Raw genomic sequence first — 17000 nt, forward strand, 5'->3', positions numbered from 1 at the left:
GTAGGAAAGCATGGGGATGAAGGTATGATAGCGAGATATGTAAAAGAACAAGATAAAGAATACCTGCAGCTACACCAAAATCTACAATTGAGTCTATTTTGATTCTGATACCCCGTCCGCTTGCGGCGGGGTAGTTCATTAAATATTTTACAAATCTTTACATTTCCCTCCCAATCTCTATAAAGAAAACCCAGAACCAGAATAAACAATCCCCAGAAGACGAGACAGAGAGACCCGATCCGACTTCAGTAGTGCAATCGCAGCGTCCGTAACTTGTCCCCTCACCTCTGAAAACCCATGCTATCCTTGAGGTATTGCCCCAAAATCCTCAAATCAAATCGTGATGAACAATGCTGGCCTAGATACCAATTCTCCTTTGTTGCAAACCCTTCAGACATTACCTGTCCAACAACAACAAGAAATTCTCGATTTTTTGGAATCTATAGTCAATCAACACCATCAAACCCAAATAACCCCAACAGGTAGAATTGCGGGATTATATCAAGGTCAAGGCTGGATCAGCGATGACTTTAACGAACCCCTAACCGATGAACTCTTGCCGCCAACTTAACCCATGCAACTTTTATTAGATACCCATAGCTTTATTTGGTGGTCAATTAACTCAGAAAAACTATCACTAACCGGGCAAGATTTGTTATTTGATCGAAATAATCGCTTGTTTTTAAGCGTTGCTAGTGTCTGGGAAATGCAAATAAAACTGCAACTGGGAAAATTACAACTTAACCCATCTTTACAGGAATTAATTAAAAATCAAATAACCATTAATAATCTAGAAATACTTTCTATTGATCTGGCTCATATCTGGACACTAGCAACCCTTATCCACTATCATAAAGACCCCTTTAATCGACTTTTAATATCCCAATCAATAACCGAAATTATGCCTATTCTGAGCATTGATGAAATATTTGACCGTTACCCCGTTCAAAGAATTTGGTAAATTTCCCAAAATGTGAGGCGATCGCTAACCTCGCAGCTAGGTCAAACAACACCCCCACCCAACGTCAAAGGCAGACAACAGAAGGATACACATCCCCAAAAAACAACTGTCTCAAAAGCTACAATTTAATAAATCTTTACATTCTTCTCCCTAGCTTAGCGATTCACAGAGCAAGGATTCTCAGGTGTTTTCCCCTGTTTTACTGCTTCTCAGGCGAACTATCCTTTTCCGTGAGGGATTTTGGTGTGGTATGTCGGATTCGGTATTATTTATAAATATCACCACGAGGACCGATCTCAGTGACAATGAAAAGACGTTCTTCTCGATTGACCTGCATTAATACCCGATAATTACCCACCCGCAGGCGATAACTCTCTCGCCCTTTGAGTTTCTTGAAATCTGTCTGAGTAGGACTCGCCAGCAATTTATCCAGTTCATTTAAGATGCGCTCTTGGCTGCGGGGCTGTAACCGTCTTAGGTAACGCTCGGCTGGTTTTAAGATGATGTAGTGCCACATCCTAACTCAGCCTTCAACTCTGCTTTAGATTTGCCAGGATCGCGCCCTTCTAAATATTCCTGATAGGCTTTCTCTGCCGCCTCAATTTCTTCAGGAGGCACGTCATCAGCAGTCTCAGAGGTTTCTAAATACTCTAGGAATCGCTCAACATCTACAGCACTTTGGTCGTTCATGCTACTGCCCCTACTTCCTTATTGTTTTTCTGCCTTTCATTAACCATCATAAAACACAAGAGGGATTGTGGCGCGGTATGTCGTGTTCGCCTTTGCCTTCTCCCTTGACTGCGCTTCAACTCGATCGCAAACTAAATTAAACAGGATTACCTCGCACCAACCAGATGATAGAAATAATTGAATATGGCTAAATTACCAGAGGAAACCTTAACTAGCATTTTTGATCTACTGCGTCAACTGGCAGAGCAGATAGAATCAGAAGAATTAAGCCTAAACAGTAGCTATCTTCTATTGTAGGGGAAAGGGCAAGGGTTTAAGAAAAAATTATCATCTTCCCCTTGCCAGACTTCTGCAAGCAGTCTATTAATTACTATTTTCTTCAGGAGGAGAAGGTGATAAAACCGGAGGAGCAATCGGTTCAATTTTATCCTCATTAACCGGGGGATTAATCACCTCTGGAACAGGGGAAGGGGAAGGGGAAGGGGAAGGAAGGGGAGAAACTTGAGGACTCGGATCTGTTTCAGGAAGGGGAACAGGAATAGGAATTACTTCTTCTGGGGTGGGACTAGGAGTTAATTCTGGAGTCACTTCTGGACTAGGAATCACCTCTGGGGTAGGAGTCGGGGATGGAGTAGGAGTCGGGGAATAAATGGGAGTCCGTTGACGAGAAGGTCGTCGGATAGGGGGAAAATCTTGGGAGGGAGGAGGAATGATTTCAGGACTAGGAGAAGGTTCGGGGGTTGGTGATGGTTTAATTTCCTCATTTTTGGGTAAAAGAGCCATAAATCCCCGATATCCTAGGGCAAAAGCCCCAATTGTCACCGCAAAAATCAGCAAAATCCACAGCCAAGGATTCTTTTTTTTCCCGGAATTGGGTTGAATAACCACAGTGGGGGAGACGGTTGGTTTTTGGGGTGTAGAGGACTTTAATCGGGGACTATGGGGAGAAACCGCGATAGTTGGTTGGGTGGACAAATCGGGGGATATTTCTGCCAAAGCTGCTAACATTTCCCTAGCAGTAGCAAACCGATCCCGGGGATGAAAACGGATCGCTCGATCGATTACCATAGCTAAATTAGGATTAACATTTTCTGCCTCCTGTCGCCAGAGAATTTCCCCCGTGCGCGAGTCAGTTTCTAGATATTGCGGCGTTTTTCCCGTTAATAAAAAAATCGCCGTTAAGCCTAAGCTATAAAGGTCACTAGAAAAGACCGGTCTCCCGGCAGCCTGTTCCGAAGCCATATAACCGGGGGTGCCAAGGGCGATCGAATAGGCACTTTTTCCCGTAGGATCGAGTAAGGTGGCCACTGCTTCTTTCATTACCCCAAAATCGATCAAAATGGGCAAATTATCACTATTTCTTAAGATAATATTATCGGGTTTCACATCCCGGTGAATAATGCGGCGACTGTGAATAAAATCAATAACAGGCAGTAAATTCTCTAAAATCGTCCGCACTGCTGAGGAAGATAAATTTCCCTGTCGTTGCTGTTTTTGGGTTAGTGTCTCCCCTTCAATCCATTCCTGCACCAGATAGAAATGATTATCTTGGGCAAAATAACCGTATAAACGGGGTATTTGGCGATTTTGCTCTCCCAATTCCTCTAAAACGCTTGCTTCTTTCTGAAAACGTTCTTTTAACCATTCTGGCATCTCCTCACTTTGAATAGCCGGCTGCAATTTTTTAATCACACAGCGCCGTTGAGAAGGCATATTCGTATCGATAGCGATATAAGTTTCCCCAAATCCCCCCCTAGCAAGGGTGCTAACAATTTGGTAGCGATTGTTTAAAAGCACTAGATTCATTACCCTGAGAGTGCAAGCGTGGTCATAAATTGTTCCTAGACTAACATTCTTTTGTTAAGGAAAAAGTCAAGGGAAAAACTAGAGTCAAGTCTAAGGAATCCAGCGACGGATTTTCGTCCACAAAGGTGCATTATCTTGACTGCTCATCTCCTGAAAACTTTGATAACAATCGTAGGCGCGATTAAGATGGGCAGTGATTTCTGTCGCATTGGGATGGGAATTGCGATCGGGATGCCAATAACACAAGAGAGTTTTATAATTATTCTCAATCCGGTTAGTGGTGCTAAAAGGAGTAATCCCCAAAACTCGCCACCAAACGGGATTAGCCGACTCTATAATCATCACGGCCAAGGAACGGGGCGAAGGATAGAGAATTTGGGCGATTAATGACCAATCTGACCCATAACACACCCGATAAACCGCTTTAACCCGCTCTTTTCCCAACTGTTCACAAGCTTGTAAATGCCATTGACGAAAATCCCCCCGCATCTGCTGATGAGTTCGCAAATCTCGCTGGGCAAATCTGCCCTCAGCTAGTTTATTAGTGCCAATAGTGTTAGAGTTACTATTAGCGATCGCTTTTAGATCCCAGTAAAGATGATAAAAAGGATCTTGAGCCAAGGCGAGACTTTCGAGAATTTCCTTAGCGTAACCTCTAGCCGGATTTAACCGCAATAATTCCCGTAATTCCCGACAAAACTGCTCATTTTCGGGCATACCGCGCCATTGCCAATAGTTAACATCCGGTTTTGCCAGAGACTGCCTATATACACTGCGCCACACCTGGGGAACAGTACAGGCGATCGGGGTAGCCAAGGGAGTAGCCAGGGGATAAAATTGACCCTTTAAAGAGCTTTCAGGAGCATCTTCTAGTAAACAAGCAAGATGATAGGCGGGATGACTACGGGGCTTTTTTTGGGGGCTAATAAACCAAAAAGCCGTTAAAATGACAATTAAGTACAGGAGTAGAGAAAGAATTTGCTCCGCCATGGCAACTTTTAGTTAGTCTGCTCAGTTACCTCAAGAATTATAATTTGTGCTATGGTCGCTGAAAAGTTCTTTGTATCTCGGCTGATTGTCAGGAATCTACAAAATGGGGTGATATGCCGAAAGTTTCCATATATTCTTACTCTAAGGATTGTTGTTGGCAAATTTTCTTTATAGTTAATAGTTAGCTTGCCATCTTTACGCTCAAAAATCGGAGTTCATAGACTTATATAGTCTCCAGAGTAAAATTAACCAAAGGGTGATTTCATGAAATTGCTAATAAAAATACTAAAAAACTTTCGGAAATTATTCAAGTCAGAAGTTACTTCTCAAGAGTTAAATATCAGAGAAGGTTTGGAGTACCTAAAAGAAACCTCTGAATCCGCCAATAAAACATGGGAATTGTTTCAATATTTTCGTAGTGAAATTCAACATGAACATAGCTTATTAATGGGTCGTGTAACTTGGTATATTACTTGCCAATCTTTTTTACTTACTGTATATGCTATTACTTACAGCAATAGCAAAGGACCAAACTGGTTTTCTAATCTTTTGCTACCGATCCTAGCAATTATTGTATCTTTTTTGTCTTATTTTATGATTCAGGGTGCTACAAAAACTATTGATATGTGGGGGAAATTACGTTTAGAATTAGTTAGTAAGAATTCAAAATTAGACCCTGTTCTTATTCCTCGATGGCGTTCAAATGCTCCTAAAGATGACCCTATTCATTTGAGAGCACTTTGGTTTCCTCAGTTTATTTCAATTCTTTTTGTAGTCATTTGGGTGCTGATTGCATATTTTTCTTGGAGGTTTCCTTGGCTATAACTACCAGCGATCGCCGCTATGGTAGATATGGTAAAGTGCGTTCCTTAATGCGAGTCCTACCGCTGCAGCGATCGATTTTGGGGAACGCACCATAGTCATTGATTCAAGCAAATGATAATAAGCTAAAAACGTCTAGGCACAGGGACGGACGGGAGTGCGATCGGATATAGACAAATATGGGGGCATTTTACCTTACTTTTTGGAGCCGTGATCTGTGGGCAATATGACATGATTAATAGAAGAAACAGGGAGTAAAGAGCATGACTACCTATCAAGATGTTCGCCGGCAAGTTGAGAATCTCACCCCAGACGAGCAACTTCGCTTGTTAAAAGAGTTAGCTGTAATGGTACGTCGCCCTATGCTTGTTAAGCCCAAGCATAGCATTATGGAACTAGAAGGACTAGGAAAAGAAATCTGGAATGGACTTGATGCTCAAGAGTACGTTAATCAGGAACGTGCCTCATGGAATGGCTGATGCAACTGCAAGGTCAAGTTGTGGGGTTGGATACCGCGCCACTCATTTACCTGATCGAGCAAAATCAGGCATATTTAGGGCTTGTGCGTGCCTTTTTTGGGGCGCTAAGTCGAGGCGAGTTTCAAGTTGTTACCTCTACGTTGACGCTGACGGAAGTTTTGGTGCATCCATTACGCTCAGGTAATGTAGAACTTGCCTGCCAGTATCGTGATATTCTTCTTGATCAAGAAAACTTAATTACTGTACCTATTTCTGTTGAGATTGCCGAAGTTGCCGCCCAGTTAAGAGCAAGACAAAACTTGCGAACTCCAGACGCAATCCAGATCGCCACTGCTATGGGAGAAGGTGCTATGTTTTTCTTGACCAATGATGCCCGTTTAGCTGCTGTCCCAGATTTAAAAGTTTTGGTTTTGGATGCTCTGTAACAGTACGCCAATCTGGTAGGGTGTGTTCCTTAAACATTGATTTAAGCAAATGATAATAATCTAAAAACGTCTAGGCACAGCGACGGACGAGAGTGCGATCGCTTATGATGGGGTTGTAAATTTTTGTTACGAAGTGCAGATATGGTAGGGTGCGTTCCCTAATGCGAGTCCTACCGCTGCAGCGATCGATTTTCAGGAACCCCAACATCCTCACCTATTACCATGAAAGGGTATAATAAGTTTACTTAAGGTCATCAAAGAGGTAACAAAACCTTAATGGAAAGTCGTATCCATATCCATCCAGATATTTGTAATGGAAGACCTGTTATAGCTGGAACCCGAATTCCGGTGCAAACAGTTATGGAATTTTTAGGATCAGGGGATTCTATTGAAGAAGTAATTGAAGAATATCCTTCTCTGAATCGAGAAGATATTTATGCCTGTATGCAATTTGCAGCAAGATTGATGGCGAATCACTATGAAGTCAGAAAAATTGCATGAATGGTTTTTTCTTTGATGAAAATTTACCAGCTAAAATCCTCTTCACTCCATCTTTACCGATCATTTTTAGGGAGAAGTCCAAGGGATACGGAAATTTGGCAATATGCAAAGGATAAAAAACTGGTTATTGTTACGAAAGATGCAGACTTTTCTGATAGACTAATGCTTAATTTTTTTTGCACCTAAAGTAGTACATCTCCGTTTTGGCAATATACGAAAACGAGAATTTCATCAGTTTTTAGCTCGTATTTGGCCAGAAGTTGAAGCTTTGGTTATTGAACATAAATTAGTTAATGTCTATTTAGATAGAATTGAAGCATTTAGATAATTTTTCCTAACATTCATTGCGATATCGCTAAGGTGGGTAATGCCTGCCTTACTCTAGGGAAAGTCCAGTAATAATATCTTCTGGGGGAATCCCAGCTTGAATTAAAGTGGTTGTTAATCCTTCTTCAAGATTATCATCTTCAATGACAATTTTATTTTTCAATAAACGAGCGTGAAATAAAATTGTATTAATCCATGCTTCTTTTTCCCAACCAGTCATAATTATTAAAAAGTTGCCTGATTCTGGATCACAAACTGGGGTAATTTTAAGGGTTTGTAATCGAGGTTGCATCGCCGACTCTTTTCTGATAACTTGAGTCAGAATATCGGCATAATTTACTGTGTTATCCATTCGCAAATTATCTCCTTTTGAGGATTATAAATAATTAAATTGATTCTGTTACGTTTAATAACCAGTTGGAAAATAGCTTTTTTGAAGTGTTTTAAATAAACTGCTTGACTAATGCCCAAAAAAAGTTTTCTTTCAGGTTCTTGTGAATCTAAAGCCCATTGGTATAATTGAAGTTGTCCTATTGTTTTTTCTAATTCACTGATAACTGAAGGCGTATCAAAGTCTTTGATTTCTACGGCAATTTTACGTTCTTCTTTTTCCGCAGCAAAAAACTTTTCTGCTCCTAAATCAGCTTTAAGCAAGGTTTTTTCTAAGGTTAGAATTAAAGGATCATCAGTGATTTTCCAACCCTCTTTTTCTAAAGTATGACGTAATGATAAATGTAGATCGTCTCGTCTGGACATCCTTATAAACCCTGCTTAAGAGGTTCGATTTCTATTCTACTACAGTTCGCCCTAATTCGGATTTATTATGACCGAAAAAGCGGTAAGGTGGGCAATGCTCACCCTACTATTTCTATTTTCGCTTGGTCAGGCTAGAGACTAACCCTAATCCTCCTAATCCTAACAAGGCAACAACGGAACTCAGTGCAGATCTGGTAGGGTGTGTTCCTTAAACATTGATTTAAGCAAATGATAATAAACTAAAAACGTCTAGGCACAGCGACGGACGGGAGTGCGAGTGCCGTCGAATAATTGTAAATTTTTGTTACGAAGTGCAGTCAGATTGAAGAATTAGTGATATGGTCGCTGAAAAGTTCTTTGTATCTCAGCTGATTGTCAGTAATCCACAAAACGGGGTGATATGTCGAAAGTTTCCCCATATCCTTACTCTGGTTATTCGGAAAGTTTCTGTATAATTAATGGTTAGCTGGCTTCGTAATATCACGATGTATCTGATTAGGAGCGATATTATGCGACTTAGTGAAAATTTTTTACAGCCAGCATTGTCAGATGATTTTTACTGGCTCAACGAGCCGACGCATTATCGTTTGGGTAATGGCTTGGAAATTTCTACAGATGAAAAAACTGATTTTTGGCAAAACACGCACTATGGTTTTCAAAGAGACGATGGGCATTGCTTATTGATGCGACAAGTTGGCGATTTTTCCCTAATGACCCAAGTAGAATTTCAGCCTCGGGAAAAATATGATCAATGTGGCCTAATGGTGCGGATTGACAGTCAGAATTGGATAAAAGTTTCCACGGAATATGAAAGCGAACAAGCTAGTCGGCTTGGTTCTGTGGTGACCAATTTGGGATATTCTGATTGGGCAACGCAAGACATTTCTTCACGATACCGCGAAATGTGGTATCGCATCAGTAAACGGGGGAGCGATTTTCTGCTAGAGAATTCTTATGATGGGCAGGCTTGGCTGCAAATGCGGATCACACACTTACACAAGATAGCCGACGATTGCCAAATCGGAGTGTATGCCTGCAGCCCGATAGGCAAAGCGTTTCGCTGTTGTTTCAAAAACTTGCAAATCTCAGACAATCAGTGGCTGGCAATACCAGAAGCCAGCTAATAACTGTATGCACCCGACTGGCACTTATGCGCCTTAACGCCTGGCTTGTTGTGGTTCACGGCTTGTCTGTCTTATGCTAGAGTTTCATAATTACCCAAAGCTAATGAGGCAAAAAATAATGACGGACAAAAATAAGCCAGAAGAAGTTCAAGAGGCAATGATTTCAGTGGGAGTGGGTACAGCGATTGGAGCTAGTGCATCGGCAGTAGTTGGCGGTATGGGACTGGCTGTGGGAGGAACTGCTCTAGGAGTCGGTATGGCTCCAGTAGCAGCAGCAGGAGCAGTGGTCGGCACGGCAGTTTACGGAACCAAAAAAGCAATAGAAGAACAAGACGCAACGGCAATTGGAGCAGCGGCAATTGGTGCGGGTGCTGGAGCCGGTATATCAGCATTGGTTGGAGGTATGGGATTAGCAGTAGGGGGGACGGCAGTTGCAGTGACGATGGCTCCCGTAGCGGCAGTAGGAGCAGTAATTGGTTTGGCTGGGTATGGTATCTCTAAATTATTCACTGAGTAAGTAATGGCTAAACGGAAAAGACAGTCCCCTAATGCTGCTCAAAAATTAGTAAGAGGAGCAATTCGGGACTTTATTAATCAGCTTAATGGCATAGTTATTGAGCCTGAGATAAATGCTCCTGTAAAGGGGACAGAGGCTTGGTATCGGGACAAACTGGCTGGGGAATTAGGAGGAAAAACCGAGGTTTACATTGATAAGGTAGGTAGAATAGATGTCTTAACTAATACGGAAATAATTGAAGTTAAAAATACAAAAGGCTGGAAATCAGCGATCGGGCAAATCAAGAGTTATGGACAGTATTATCCCAAGCATAAAATGAGAGTTCACCTATTTGGGAAATTGACTGAGAGTAAACTGGAAACTATCCAGAGAGTATGTAACCTAGAAGGCATAACTCTAACTTGGGAATAGTATGATCGCCGATTTAGTAAGATTCGTTCCCTAATGTAAGTCCTACCGCTGCTGCGATCGATTTGGGGGAACACACCATGGTCATTGATTCAAGTCAATGATTATAAGCTAAGTAGCTGGTTATAATTAAATTAGAAATGTATTTTAGGTTCGATCCCCTCTGCCCCCCTTGATAAGGGGGGTGCCGATAGGCGGGGGGATCCCCCCTGCCCCCCTTGATAAGGGGGGTGTCTGACAACTTTTAACGCCTACCTACTTAAAAACCTCTAGGCACAGCGACGGATGGGAGTGCGATCGGATATAGACAAATATGGAGGTATTTTACCTTACTTTTTGGAGCCGTGATCTGTGGGCAATATGACATGATTAATGGAAGAAACAGGGAGTAAAGAGCATGACTACCTATCAAGATGTTCGCTGGCAAGTTGAGAATCTCACCCCAGACGAGCAACTTCGCTTATCAAAAGAGTTAGCTGTTACCTCTACGTTGACGCTGACGGAAGTTTTGGTGCATCCATTACGCTCAGGCAATGTAGAACTTGCCGGCCAGTATCGTGATATTCTTCTCGATCAAGAAAACTTAATTAGGGTTTGCTGTATAGTTCCCCAGAGGGAATCTAGGAGCCACACAGTTGGCAAAATGGTAGTTTCGTCCCTTAGTTTCTCAATTTTATCTGGCGTTCGCTCATAAAAGTGCCAGGGTTTTGAGTCCCTCCGATCGATTTCTCAACGTTTGTTTCTGGCACTTTTCTGGCTGAAAAAGTAACAAGACCCTTTTCTGGTAAGGCTTTCACTGATATTCAGCCAGCCCTAATTTAGGTTAACTACTCCCCCACAAGCCCGCTTTTAAGTACATATATTCTACCTTTTTGTGATTGCTATTTTGAGTATCTTACCTATACCCTACTGAATTTTACCTATCAATCTACTTTTCGACTGCAAAAACCAAAATCAGTCCATATCTTGACTGCAAAAACGGTATTTTAACTTTATATGGGCCATTGACAAGCCTAAAAGCTTTCTTTAAACTAGATTCAGTACATAAACAAAAATTCCGATAAGTACCTATTGCAGTAGGACTTCTCGGACGTTTGTATTTACTTAATTGTTTTTGGACATTTTTTCAAGGTTAATTATGACTCAGATCACATCGGCTGTCAATGACGATGGCTACCGTTCCAGTGCTGACCTCGTACACTGTCAAAGACAAGATGAAGCGCAGACTTTAGCTTTCGCTGATTCGGCCACATCGGGAGCGAGAGTTTTTATTTGTCATGTTTACGAACAGGGGGGAAGAACTCATCTAGTTTTTTCTCTACCTTGTAGTCTGCTGATTGAATTGGCAAAATTACAGAGTGCTGAAGCTAAAAAGAATAAGTCTAATGCGGATGAGGTCATGAACAGACCACTTATTCCCCAGCACGTTAACGAGATTGCAAAGTATTTGCTAGAGACAGATCAGTATATTTTGCCCCCATTCATCTTTAACTCGAATACACCGATCAAAGTTTTTACCTATGGTGCAGGTCCAGTCAAATTCGGTTATGCTGTTATGCCAATAGATGTAGAACTTTATGTTACTGATGGTCAACATCGGTTAAAAGCGATCGAAAAAGTTTTACCTGAAAAACCTGACTTGCGTAACGACAGCGTAACTGTGCTGGTAGTTCAAGAAGCAGATATGGATCAAATTCATCAAGATTTTGCCGATTGTGCCAAAAATAAACCCATCCCTCCTGCTTTATTGGCTGCTTTCGACGTTACCGATCCTCTTGCTAAGTTAACTCGGACAATTACTAAAGATTTAGTCATTTTCAATGGACGGATTGATAAAATCTCTCGTACTGTCGGAAAAGACACCAAATATATGTTTACTATGAGTCAGTTAAGAATCGGTGTCGCTGAATTTCTTTTTGGTTCATCTCGAAAACCAGTTATAGAATCTCATTCTCGTCAAAGTAAGAGTGAATTTTTGCTAATGTTAGAGAGACTGAAGATTTTTTACACAGAATTCGCCAAAAACAATGATACTTGGCGACTTTTGCTACAACCTGCATCTCAAACGGTCAATCTCAACTTGTACGATCTCAGACAACAGCGTGTGGATTTTAATACTGTTGGGTTTCAGGTACTTAGTCGAATTGGACATTTCATCTTTTTTGGCCCAGAATTCACTGATTTACAGCGAGATGCTCTGATTAAAGCACTTGCGGGTTTGGATTATACCCGTGACTCAGCTTTATGGCTAAATAGTATCGTGATTGATGATGCTGGTGCTAAAAAGATAGTTACACAGACAACAGCAGTCGATAAAGCGTTTAAAATCGCCAGAGATGCTGTACAAGAGAAAACTGGGATAGTTTTAATCTAGTTTCGAGTAGATTTAGAGCAATTCAGTCTTATATACCTTTTGAAATCACAAACAGAGATCGAGCAGTTTTGCTTTATCTCTCTTTTGCTGTGCCTATTGATATTGATAGGTTTTACTAATAGACATACAGTATAGAGAGGAGAACTTTAAAAGTATATATGTAATGACCGCAATCCAAACCTCTCTACTACCGAATCGTACTATTGATGAGTTCGTAGAAGATATTAAACTACTGACTCAAGAAGTACAAAAGCTCTACTGTTTAGATGAGATTCCTTGGATTATTGGTGTTTCTTGGGGAAAAGATAGTTCAGCAGTTTTACAGTTAATCTGGAATGCGATCGCTGATTTACCATTAGAGAAGCGACAAAAAACTATTCATGTGATCACCACCGACACAATGGTTGAAAATCCCATTGTCTCCGCATGGGTTAGAAAGTCGATGGAAAAGCTGGAAAAAGCTTCAGAAGCTCATAGAATGCCATTTAAATCACATTTACTCTATCCTGCTGTAGAAGATCGCTTTTGGAGTGGATTAATAGGTAAAGGTTATCCTGCTCCCCGGTTGAAATTTCGTTGGTGTACTGGAAGACTGAAAATTAACGCTTCTAATAACTTTATTCGTGAAGTCATCAGAAATTGTGGGGAAACAATATTAGTTTTGGGAATCCGCAAAACAGAAAGCTCTCGTCGTGCTAAGGTGATGGAAAAATTAGAAGCTAAAAGACTTCGTGAGCGTTTGAGTCCTAATGCAAATATGCCGAATTCTCTCGTTTATAGTCCGATCGAAGATTGGCGTACTGATGAAGTATGGATGTACTTAATGCAGTGGGAAAATCCCTGGGGAGGAGACAACAAAGAATTATTAGCAATGTATCGAGGAGCGACTGCGGATAATGAATGTCCCCTAGTGGTAGATACCTCCACTCCTAGCTGTGGAAGTTCCCGTTTTGGTTGTTGGGTTTGTACTTTGGTAGATAAAGATACATCTCTGAGTATGATGGTTCAGAATGACCAAGAAAAGGAATGGTTACAACCACTCGTAGAACTTAGAAATGAATTAGACCTTTTGGATGATAGAGAGAGACGTGATTTCCGTCGTCTTGTTGGGAAAGTACAATTATTTGAAAGGAACTTAAATGGAGAAATATCGATCGAACCCATACCGGGACCCTATACTAAAAAATGGCGGGAATATTGGCTGAGAAGGGTATTAGAAGCCCAGGAGAGCGTGCGTACTAATGCGCCAGAGGATATGAAAGATATTACCCTAATTACCACGGAGGAACTCAGCGAAATTCGCCGGATTTGGAGGGAAGAAAAGCACGAATTTGATGACCAATTACCGAAGATTTATAAACAAGTGACTGGAGAAACTTTTCAAGACCCGCGACCGGGAGCGGATAATAATCTTTTGGGGAGTGAAGAATGGGATATCCTCGCGGATATCTGTGCCGAGGATTCCATGCACCTAGAATTATTGGCTAAACTTATCGATACAGAACGTCAATATTTTCTAAAAATCTCTCGCAAGGGTATTTACAAAGACCTAGAAAAATGCTTTGAGTCTAGTTCTCGTAGTAAAGAGGAAGCGATCGAAAATGCTCGTTATGTCTATGATCTAAAGAATGCCGCTCAAAGTGGCAATATTGCTCAGGTGAAAGAACAACTCAAGGAGAGTTTTAGTGAACCGGAAAAAGACCCGCAAAAACAGTTAACTTGGGCCAGTATGAAATTCCCTACAACCGATGAGGAGGAGGAATAACGGGTTTATTTTACCCGTAAACTGGCGATCGAGTTGACCATCAATAAAATTACCATTTCCCGACGATGCGATGAAACCCTACCAAAAAATTCCTATTCGTGAATGTGGGGAACCCCTAGTACCTATACCCGCAGATAAGTTTGTTATCCCTTCTCCCCATGCTTACGAGAAATTAGGAGCTAATTATCGGGGTAAATCTCCCTATTTTTTGCGACAAGGGGTGTTAAATCCCCTGATTGATGCTCAAAACCGTCTGCAAGTCTATCAACCCGGTTGGCAAATTTTGATTTTTGATGCCTATCGACCGGTGGAAGTGCAACAATTTATGGTCGATTATACTTTTCAGACTCTCCTAGACACAAGAGGATTAGCCAAAGAGAAACTATCAGAGGCAGAAAGTCAAGCGATTTTAACAGAAGTTTACACTATTTGGGCGGTTCCCAGCGATAATGCCGCCACCCCGCCTCCCCATAGTACCGGAGCGGCGATCGATATTACCCTGGTGGACGAGAAGGGACAAGCCATCGACATGGGGGGAGAAATCGATGAGATCGGAGAGCGATCGCATCCCGATTATTATATCGCCGCAAAAAGCCCACGAGAACAGAGCTATCATCAAAAACGAGTTTTATTGGCTAAAGTGATGGAGGAGGCGGGATTTAGCCGACATAAGGGGGAATGGTGGCATTTTTCCCTAGGGGATCAGATGTGGGCCTGGTCGCTCGATCGAGCCTACGCCATCTATGGCAGAGTGGAGGATTAGGGAGATAGCTGTTAGGGGTAAACTGAAAGCAGCTGGTCTAGATAAATACTGATATACTAACAAAAGAAGACTCAAAGCTTAGACCGAATCCCGATCGATGATCGCCAAAATTTGATCAACAAAAGCTTGGTGATCAACCACCGGTTTAGAAATATAACCATCGGCCCGACTCTGCTTGAGAAAATTCTCTCGATCGCCTTCCATAGCGTGAGCGGTGACGAGAATAACAGGTAAATCGGCGGTTTCGGGGTTAGCTTTGAGAATTTGGCTGATTTTAATGCCATCTACCGCTTTCCCTTCATAGACACTATGGGAGAGGGAGACATCCATTAAGATCACGTCCGCTTCCTTATCCCGAGCAATACGAAGCACTTCTTCCACATCTTCGGTCCCTTTAACCTCTAGACCACCTCGTTTGGTCAAAATTTTGGCAAAAACGCGAAAATTAATCGGGTCGTCTTCTACAATCAAAACAGTCGTCATAGGGATGCTCAGGGATAAACAAGGTTAAAACGGGCAAAATGCCTTATGATTCACAGCTAGACAGATTGAAAACGAGAGACTCATGGCCAAACAACTGGATTTCTTAGCTAGTGGTCAAATTATACCCACGGCCTTACACCAAGAGATGGAACGCTCCTATCTAGAATATGCCATGAGTGTGATCGTGGGGCGAGCCTTGCCGGATGTACGGGATGGACTAAAACCAGTCCATCGTCGCATATTATACGCTATGCACGAACTGGGTTTAACTCCCGATCGCCCCTTTCGCAAATGTGCGCGGGTGGTGGGGGATGTCTTGGGTAAATATCATCCCCACGGTGATCAGTCAGTGTACGAGGCACTGGTTCGTATGGTACAGGATTTTTCCAGTCGTTACCCACTTTTATCGGGCCATGGTAACTTTGGTTCGATCGATAACGACCCCCCGGCGGCCATGCGTTATACAGAAACCCGTTTGGCCGGCATCGGTGATCAGGCGGTTTTAGGGGGAATTAGCGATGCTATCGTTAATTTTAGCAGTAATTTTGATAATTCTCAACAGGAACCCGTTGTTTTACCCGCTCAGTTACCGATACTGATTCTTAATGGTTGTTCAGGTATTGCGGTGGGGATGGCGACTAATATTCCTCCCCATAATTTGGGGGAAGTGGTGGAAGGTTTAATCGCTTTGATTGATAATCCCGATTTAAGCGAGGAAAAGTTAGTAGAAATTATCCCCGGGCCCGATTTTCCCACGGGAGGCGAGATTTTAGATGATACCGGCATTCGCGAGGCTTATCGCACCGGTAGGGGGATTATTCCCGTGCGCGGAGTGGCGAAAACTGAAACAATTATCATTGAGGGCAAGCGCCGAAGGGAAAGGACGGCAATTGTGGTTACTGAGTTGCCTTTTCAGGTGAATAAGGCGGCATGGATTGAAAAAATCGCCGAATTAGTTAATTTAGGGAAATTGGAGGGAATTGCCGATATCCGCGATGAAAGCAATCGCGAAGGCATTCGGGTGGTGATTGAATTAAAGCGGGAAAGTCAACCGCAGCAGGTTTTGGCCGCCTTATACCAACAAACGGCCCTACAGACTAATTTCGGGGCGATTATCCTCGCTTTGGTCGATAATCAACCCCGGCAGTTATCGTTAAAACAAGTTTTACAGGAATTCTTGCGCTTTCGAGAAACAACTCTCACCCGTCAGTATGGCGATGAGTTGCAACAGGCCAGCGATCGCTTACACCTAGTGGAGGGTTTATTATTAGCTTTGCAGAATATCGATCGAGTGGTGGATATTCTCAAAAATGCTCCCGATGGGACGACGGCTAAGTATCGTTTTCAGGCAGAATTGGGCATTAGTGACGCTCAAGCTGATTCTATCTTGGCTATGCCCCTACGTCGTCTAACCGGTTTGGAAAGACAAAAGTTAGAGACGGAAGCGACGGAATTACAAACAAAAATTCAACAGTTAGAAACCCTCCTCCATAACCGTCAGGAGTTTCTCAAGTCTCTGAAAAAAGAATTGCGCTCTTTAAAGAAAAAATTCGCCGATAGCAGACGGACAAAAATTCGCACCGGCAAGTCGGGGGACAGGAGACAGGAGACAGCAGGGAAGAAACAGGATTCTGTGGTTAAAAAACAGGAGACAGTCCCGATGAAAAAATTTTCACCCCCACAGATGAAAGAGGTTTCCTTACCTACACCCCACACCCCACACCCCACACCCCACACCCCACGCCCCACACCCCACACCCCACACCCCATACCCCCTTTCAAGGCAGAAGGTAAAAAACAGGAGAATAA

The 17000-nt window shown here is 42.3% G+C and carries 22 protein-coding genes and 1 pseudogene; 16 read left to right on the plus strand and 7 right to left on the minus strand.

Features of this window, described 5'->3' with window-relative positions:
• The 3 genes and pseudogenes from IM462_RS02920 to IM462_RS02930 all read left to right on the plus strand — a co-directional run.
• A pseudogene (locus IM462_RS02920) lies at window positions 1-102 on the plus strand (IS200/IS605 family transposase); the annotation flags it as partial.
• 241 nt (window positions 103-343) lie between these two features.
• On the plus strand, window positions 344-571 hold the full coding sequence (locus IM462_RS02925) for a DUF2281 domain-containing protein (RefSeq protein WP_002784946.1): 228 nt from the start codon (window positions 344-346) through the stop codon (window positions 569-571).
• A gap of 3 nt (window positions 572-574) precedes the next feature.
• Window positions 575-961 (plus strand): type II toxin-antitoxin system VapC family toxin, encoded by a 387-nt coding sequence (locus IM462_RS02930; protein ID WP_190357781.1) that lies wholly within the window; start codon window positions 575-577, stop codon window positions 959-961.
• Between the two features lie 265 nt (window positions 962-1226).
• On the opposite strand, the gene IM462_RS02935 is transcribed toward IM462_RS02930, so the two are convergent.
• The 4 genes from IM462_RS02935 to IM462_RS02950 form a co-directional block, all read right to left on the minus strand.
• Entirely contained in the window at window positions 1227-1478 is a 252-nt protein-coding gene (locus IM462_RS02935) for a type II toxin-antitoxin system RelE family toxin (RefSeq protein ID WP_190357782.1), read from the minus strand.
• Complete coding sequence (locus tag IM462_RS02940; protein WP_287700685.1) at window positions 1457-1651, minus strand: hypothetical protein; 195 nt, start codon at window positions 1649-1651, stop codon at window positions 1457-1459. Before IM462_RS02940 ends, IM462_RS02935 begins: the two co-directional genes overlap by 22 nt.
• Before the next feature lie 363 nt (window positions 1652-2014).
• Window positions 2015-3457 (minus strand): serine/threonine-protein kinase, encoded by a 1443-nt coding sequence (locus tag IM462_RS02945; protein WP_287700683.1) that lies wholly within the window; start codon window positions 3455-3457, stop codon window positions 2015-2017.
• A 90-nt stretch (window positions 3458-3547) separates the two neighbouring features.
• Window positions 3548-4447, minus strand: a complete 900-nt coding sequence (locus IM462_RS02950; protein WP_287700681.1) for a J domain-containing protein — start codon at window positions 4445-4447, stop codon at window positions 3548-3550.
• 264 nt (window positions 4448-4711) lie between these two features.
• On the opposite strand from IM462_RS02950, the gene IM462_RS02955 reads away from it, so the two are divergent.
• The 5 genes from IM462_RS02955 (at window position 4712) to IM462_RS02975 (ending at window position 6860) form a co-directional block, all read left to right on the plus strand.
• Window positions 4712-5272, plus strand: coding sequence for a RipA family octameric membrane protein (locus IM462_RS02955; protein WP_287700679.1), 561 nt, complete (start codon window positions 4712-4714; stop codon window positions 5270-5272).
• A 260-nt stretch (window positions 5273-5532) separates the two neighbouring features.
• Window positions 5533-5748: a hypothetical protein gene (locus IM462_RS02960; RefSeq protein WP_002746864.1), complete on the plus strand. Its 216-nt coding sequence runs from the start codon at window positions 5533-5535 to the stop codon at window positions 5746-5748.
• The gene (locus IM462_RS02965) at window positions 5736-6173 is read left to right on the plus strand and encodes a type II toxin-antitoxin system VapC family toxin (RefSeq protein WP_002774531.1); all 438 of its coding nucleotides are present in this window, start codon (window positions 5736-5738) and stop codon (window positions 6171-6173) included. Before IM462_RS02960 ends, IM462_RS02965 begins: the two co-directional genes overlap by 13 nt.
• 276 nt (window positions 6174-6449) lie before the next feature.
• The gene (locus IM462_RS02970) at window positions 6450-6674 is read left to right on the plus strand and encodes a DUF433 domain-containing protein (protein WP_287700677.1); all 225 of its coding nucleotides are present in this window, start codon (window positions 6450-6452) and stop codon (window positions 6672-6674) included.
• 15 nt (window positions 6675-6689) lie between these two features.
• Window positions 6690-6860, plus strand: a complete 171-nt coding sequence (locus tag IM462_RS02975; RefSeq protein ID WP_287700689.1) for a DUF5615 family PIN-like protein — start codon at window positions 6690-6692, stop codon at window positions 6858-6860.
• 190 nt (window positions 6861-7050) lie between these two features.
• On the opposite strand, the gene IM462_RS02980 is transcribed toward IM462_RS02975, so the two are convergent.
• Together IM462_RS02980 and IM462_RS02985 are read right to left on the minus strand one after the other, a co-directional pair.
• Complete coding sequence (locus tag IM462_RS02980) at window positions 7051-7353, minus strand: element excision factor XisI family protein (protein WP_002734790.1); 303 nt, start codon at window positions 7351-7353, stop codon at window positions 7051-7053.
• Window positions 7338-7757, minus strand: a complete 420-nt coding sequence (locus IM462_RS02985) for a XisH family protein (protein ID WP_002732677.1) — start codon at window positions 7755-7757, stop codon at window positions 7338-7340. Before IM462_RS02985 ends, IM462_RS02980 begins: the two co-directional genes overlap by 16 nt.
• Window positions 7758-8266: 509 nt before the next feature.
• On the opposite strand from IM462_RS02985, the gene IM462_RS02990 reads away from it, so the two are divergent.
• The 7 genes from IM462_RS02990 (at window position 8267) to IM462_RS03020 (ending at window position 14708) form a co-directional block, all read left to right on the plus strand.
• Window positions 8267-8881: a DUF1349 domain-containing protein gene (locus IM462_RS02990; RefSeq protein WP_287700675.1), complete on the plus strand. Its 615-nt coding sequence runs from the start codon at window positions 8267-8269 to the stop codon at window positions 8879-8881.
• A gap of 118 nt (window positions 8882-8999) precedes the next feature.
• On the plus strand, window positions 9000-9398 hold the full coding sequence (locus IM462_RS02995) for a hypothetical protein (protein ID WP_002746868.1): 399 nt from the start codon (window positions 9000-9002) through the stop codon (window positions 9396-9398).
• A gap of 3 nt (window positions 9399-9401) precedes the next feature.
• Window positions 9402-9809, plus strand: a complete 408-nt coding sequence (locus IM462_RS03000) for a hypothetical protein (protein WP_287700673.1) — start codon at window positions 9402-9404, stop codon at window positions 9807-9809.
• 394 nt (window positions 9810-10203) lie between these two features.
• The gene (locus tag IM462_RS03005; RefSeq protein WP_287714819.1) at window positions 10204-10500 is read left to right on the plus strand and encodes a hypothetical protein; all 297 of its coding nucleotides are present in this window, start codon (window positions 10204-10206) and stop codon (window positions 10498-10500) included.
• A gap of 444 nt (window positions 10501-10944) precedes the next feature.
• Window positions 10945-12180, plus strand: coding sequence for a DNA sulfur modification protein DndB (locus IM462_RS03010; RefSeq protein WP_287700669.1), 1236 nt, complete (start codon window positions 10945-10947; stop codon window positions 12178-12180).
• A 163-nt stretch (window positions 12181-12343) separates the two neighbouring features.
• Entirely contained in the window at window positions 12344-13945 is a 1602-nt protein-coding gene (dndC, locus tag IM462_RS03015; protein WP_002734842.1) for a DNA phosphorothioation system sulfurtransferase DndC, read from the plus strand.
• 70 nt (window positions 13946-14015) lie between these two features.
• Window positions 14016-14708, plus strand: a complete 693-nt coding sequence (locus tag IM462_RS03020; protein ID WP_287700666.1) for a M15 family metallopeptidase — start codon at window positions 14016-14018, stop codon at window positions 14706-14708.
• 78 nt (window positions 14709-14786) lie between these two features.
• Here IM462_RS03020 and IM462_RS03025 read toward each other — a convergent pair whose 3' ends face one another.
• Entirely contained in the window at window positions 14787-15191 is a 405-nt protein-coding gene (locus IM462_RS03025; RefSeq protein ID WP_287700665.1) for a response regulator, read from the minus strand.
• A gap of 82 nt (window positions 15192-15273) precedes the next feature.
• On the opposite strand from IM462_RS03025, the gene IM462_RS03030 reads away from it, so the two are divergent.
• The coding region (locus IM462_RS03030; protein ID WP_287714821.1) for a DNA gyrase/topoisomerase IV subunit A at window positions 15274-17000 on the plus strand (1727 nt) is incomplete at its 3' end.

The sequence above is a fragment of the Microcystis sp. M144S2 genome (genome assembly GCF_020246065.1).
Lineage (GTDB): Bacteria > Cyanobacteriota > Cyanobacteriia > Cyanobacteriales > Microcystaceae > Microcystis > Microcystis ichthyoblabe_A.

Excerpts from the sequence above, each read along its gene's own strand:
- IM462_RS02985 (WP_002732677.1), bottom strand. The coding sequence starts at position 7,757 with ATGTCCAGACGAGACGATCTACATTTATCATTACGTCATACTTTAGAA.
- IM462_RS02940 (WP_287700685.1), bottom strand. The coding sequence starts at position 1,651 with ATGAACGACCAAAGTGCTGTAGATGTTGAGCGATTCCTAGAGTATTTA.
- IM462_RS02965 (WP_002774531.1), top strand. The coding sequence starts at position 5,736 with ATGGAATGGCTGATGCAACTGCAAGGTCAAGTTGTGGGGTTGGATACC.
- IM462_RS02935 (WP_190357782.1), bottom strand. The coding sequence starts at position 1,478 with ATGTGGCACTACATCATCTTAAAACCAGCCGAGCGTTACCTAAGACGG.
- IM462_RS03025 (WP_287700665.1), bottom strand. The coding sequence starts at position 15,191 with ATGACGACTGTTTTGATTGTAGAAGACGACCCGATTAATTTTCGCGTT.
- dndC (WP_002734842.1), top strand. The coding sequence starts at position 12,344 with ATGACCGCAATCCAAACCTCTCTACTACCGAATCGTACTATTGATGAG.
- IM462_RS03020 (WP_287700666.1), top strand. The coding sequence starts at position 14,016 with ATGAAACCCTACCAAAAAATTCCTATTCGTGAATGTGGGGAACCCCTA.
- IM462_RS02925 (WP_002784946.1), top strand. The coding sequence starts at position 344 with ATGAACAATGCTGGCCTAGATACCAATTCTCCTTTGTTGCAAACCCTT.
- IM462_RS02975 (WP_287700689.1), top strand. The coding sequence starts at position 6,690 with ATGAAAATTTACCAGCTAAAATCCTCTTCACTCCATCTTTACCGATCA.
- IM462_RS02950 (WP_287700681.1), bottom strand. The coding sequence starts at position 4,447 with ATGGCGGAGCAAATTCTTTCTCTACTCCTGTACTTAATTGTCATTTTA.
- IM462_RS03000 (WP_287700673.1), top strand. The coding sequence starts at position 9,402 with ATGGCTAAACGGAAAAGACAGTCCCCTAATGCTGCTCAAAAATTAGTA.
- IM462_RS02980 (WP_002734790.1), bottom strand. The coding sequence starts at position 7,353 with ATGGATAACACAGTAAATTATGCCGATATTCTGACTCAAGTTATCAGA.
- IM462_RS02960 (WP_002746864.1), top strand. The coding sequence starts at position 5,533 with ATGACTACCTATCAAGATGTTCGCCGGCAAGTTGAGAATCTCACCCCA.
- IM462_RS02990 (WP_287700675.1), top strand. The coding sequence starts at position 8,267 with ATGCGACTTAGTGAAAATTTTTTACAGCCAGCATTGTCAGATGATTTT.
- IM462_RS02995 (WP_002746868.1), top strand. The coding sequence starts at position 9,000 with ATGACGGACAAAAATAAGCCAGAAGAAGTTCAAGAGGCAATGATTTCA.
- IM462_RS02930 (WP_190357781.1), top strand. The coding sequence starts at position 575 with ATGCAACTTTTATTAGATACCCATAGCTTTATTTGGTGGTCAATTAAC.
- IM462_RS03005 (WP_287714819.1), top strand. The coding sequence starts at position 10,204 with ATGACTACCTATCAAGATGTTCGCTGGCAAGTTGAGAATCTCACCCCA.
- IM462_RS02945 (WP_287700683.1), bottom strand. The coding sequence starts at position 3,457 with ATGAATCTAGTGCTTTTAAACAATCGCTACCAAATTGTTAGCACCCTT.
- IM462_RS02955 (WP_287700679.1), top strand. The coding sequence starts at position 4,712 with ATGAAATTGCTAATAAAAATACTAAAAAACTTTCGGAAATTATTCAAG.
- IM462_RS02970 (WP_287700677.1), top strand. The coding sequence starts at position 6,450 with ATGGAAAGTCGTATCCATATCCATCCAGATATTTGTAATGGAAGACCT.
- IM462_RS03010 (WP_287700669.1), top strand. The coding sequence starts at position 10,945 with ATGACTCAGATCACATCGGCTGTCAATGACGATGGCTACCGTTCCAGT.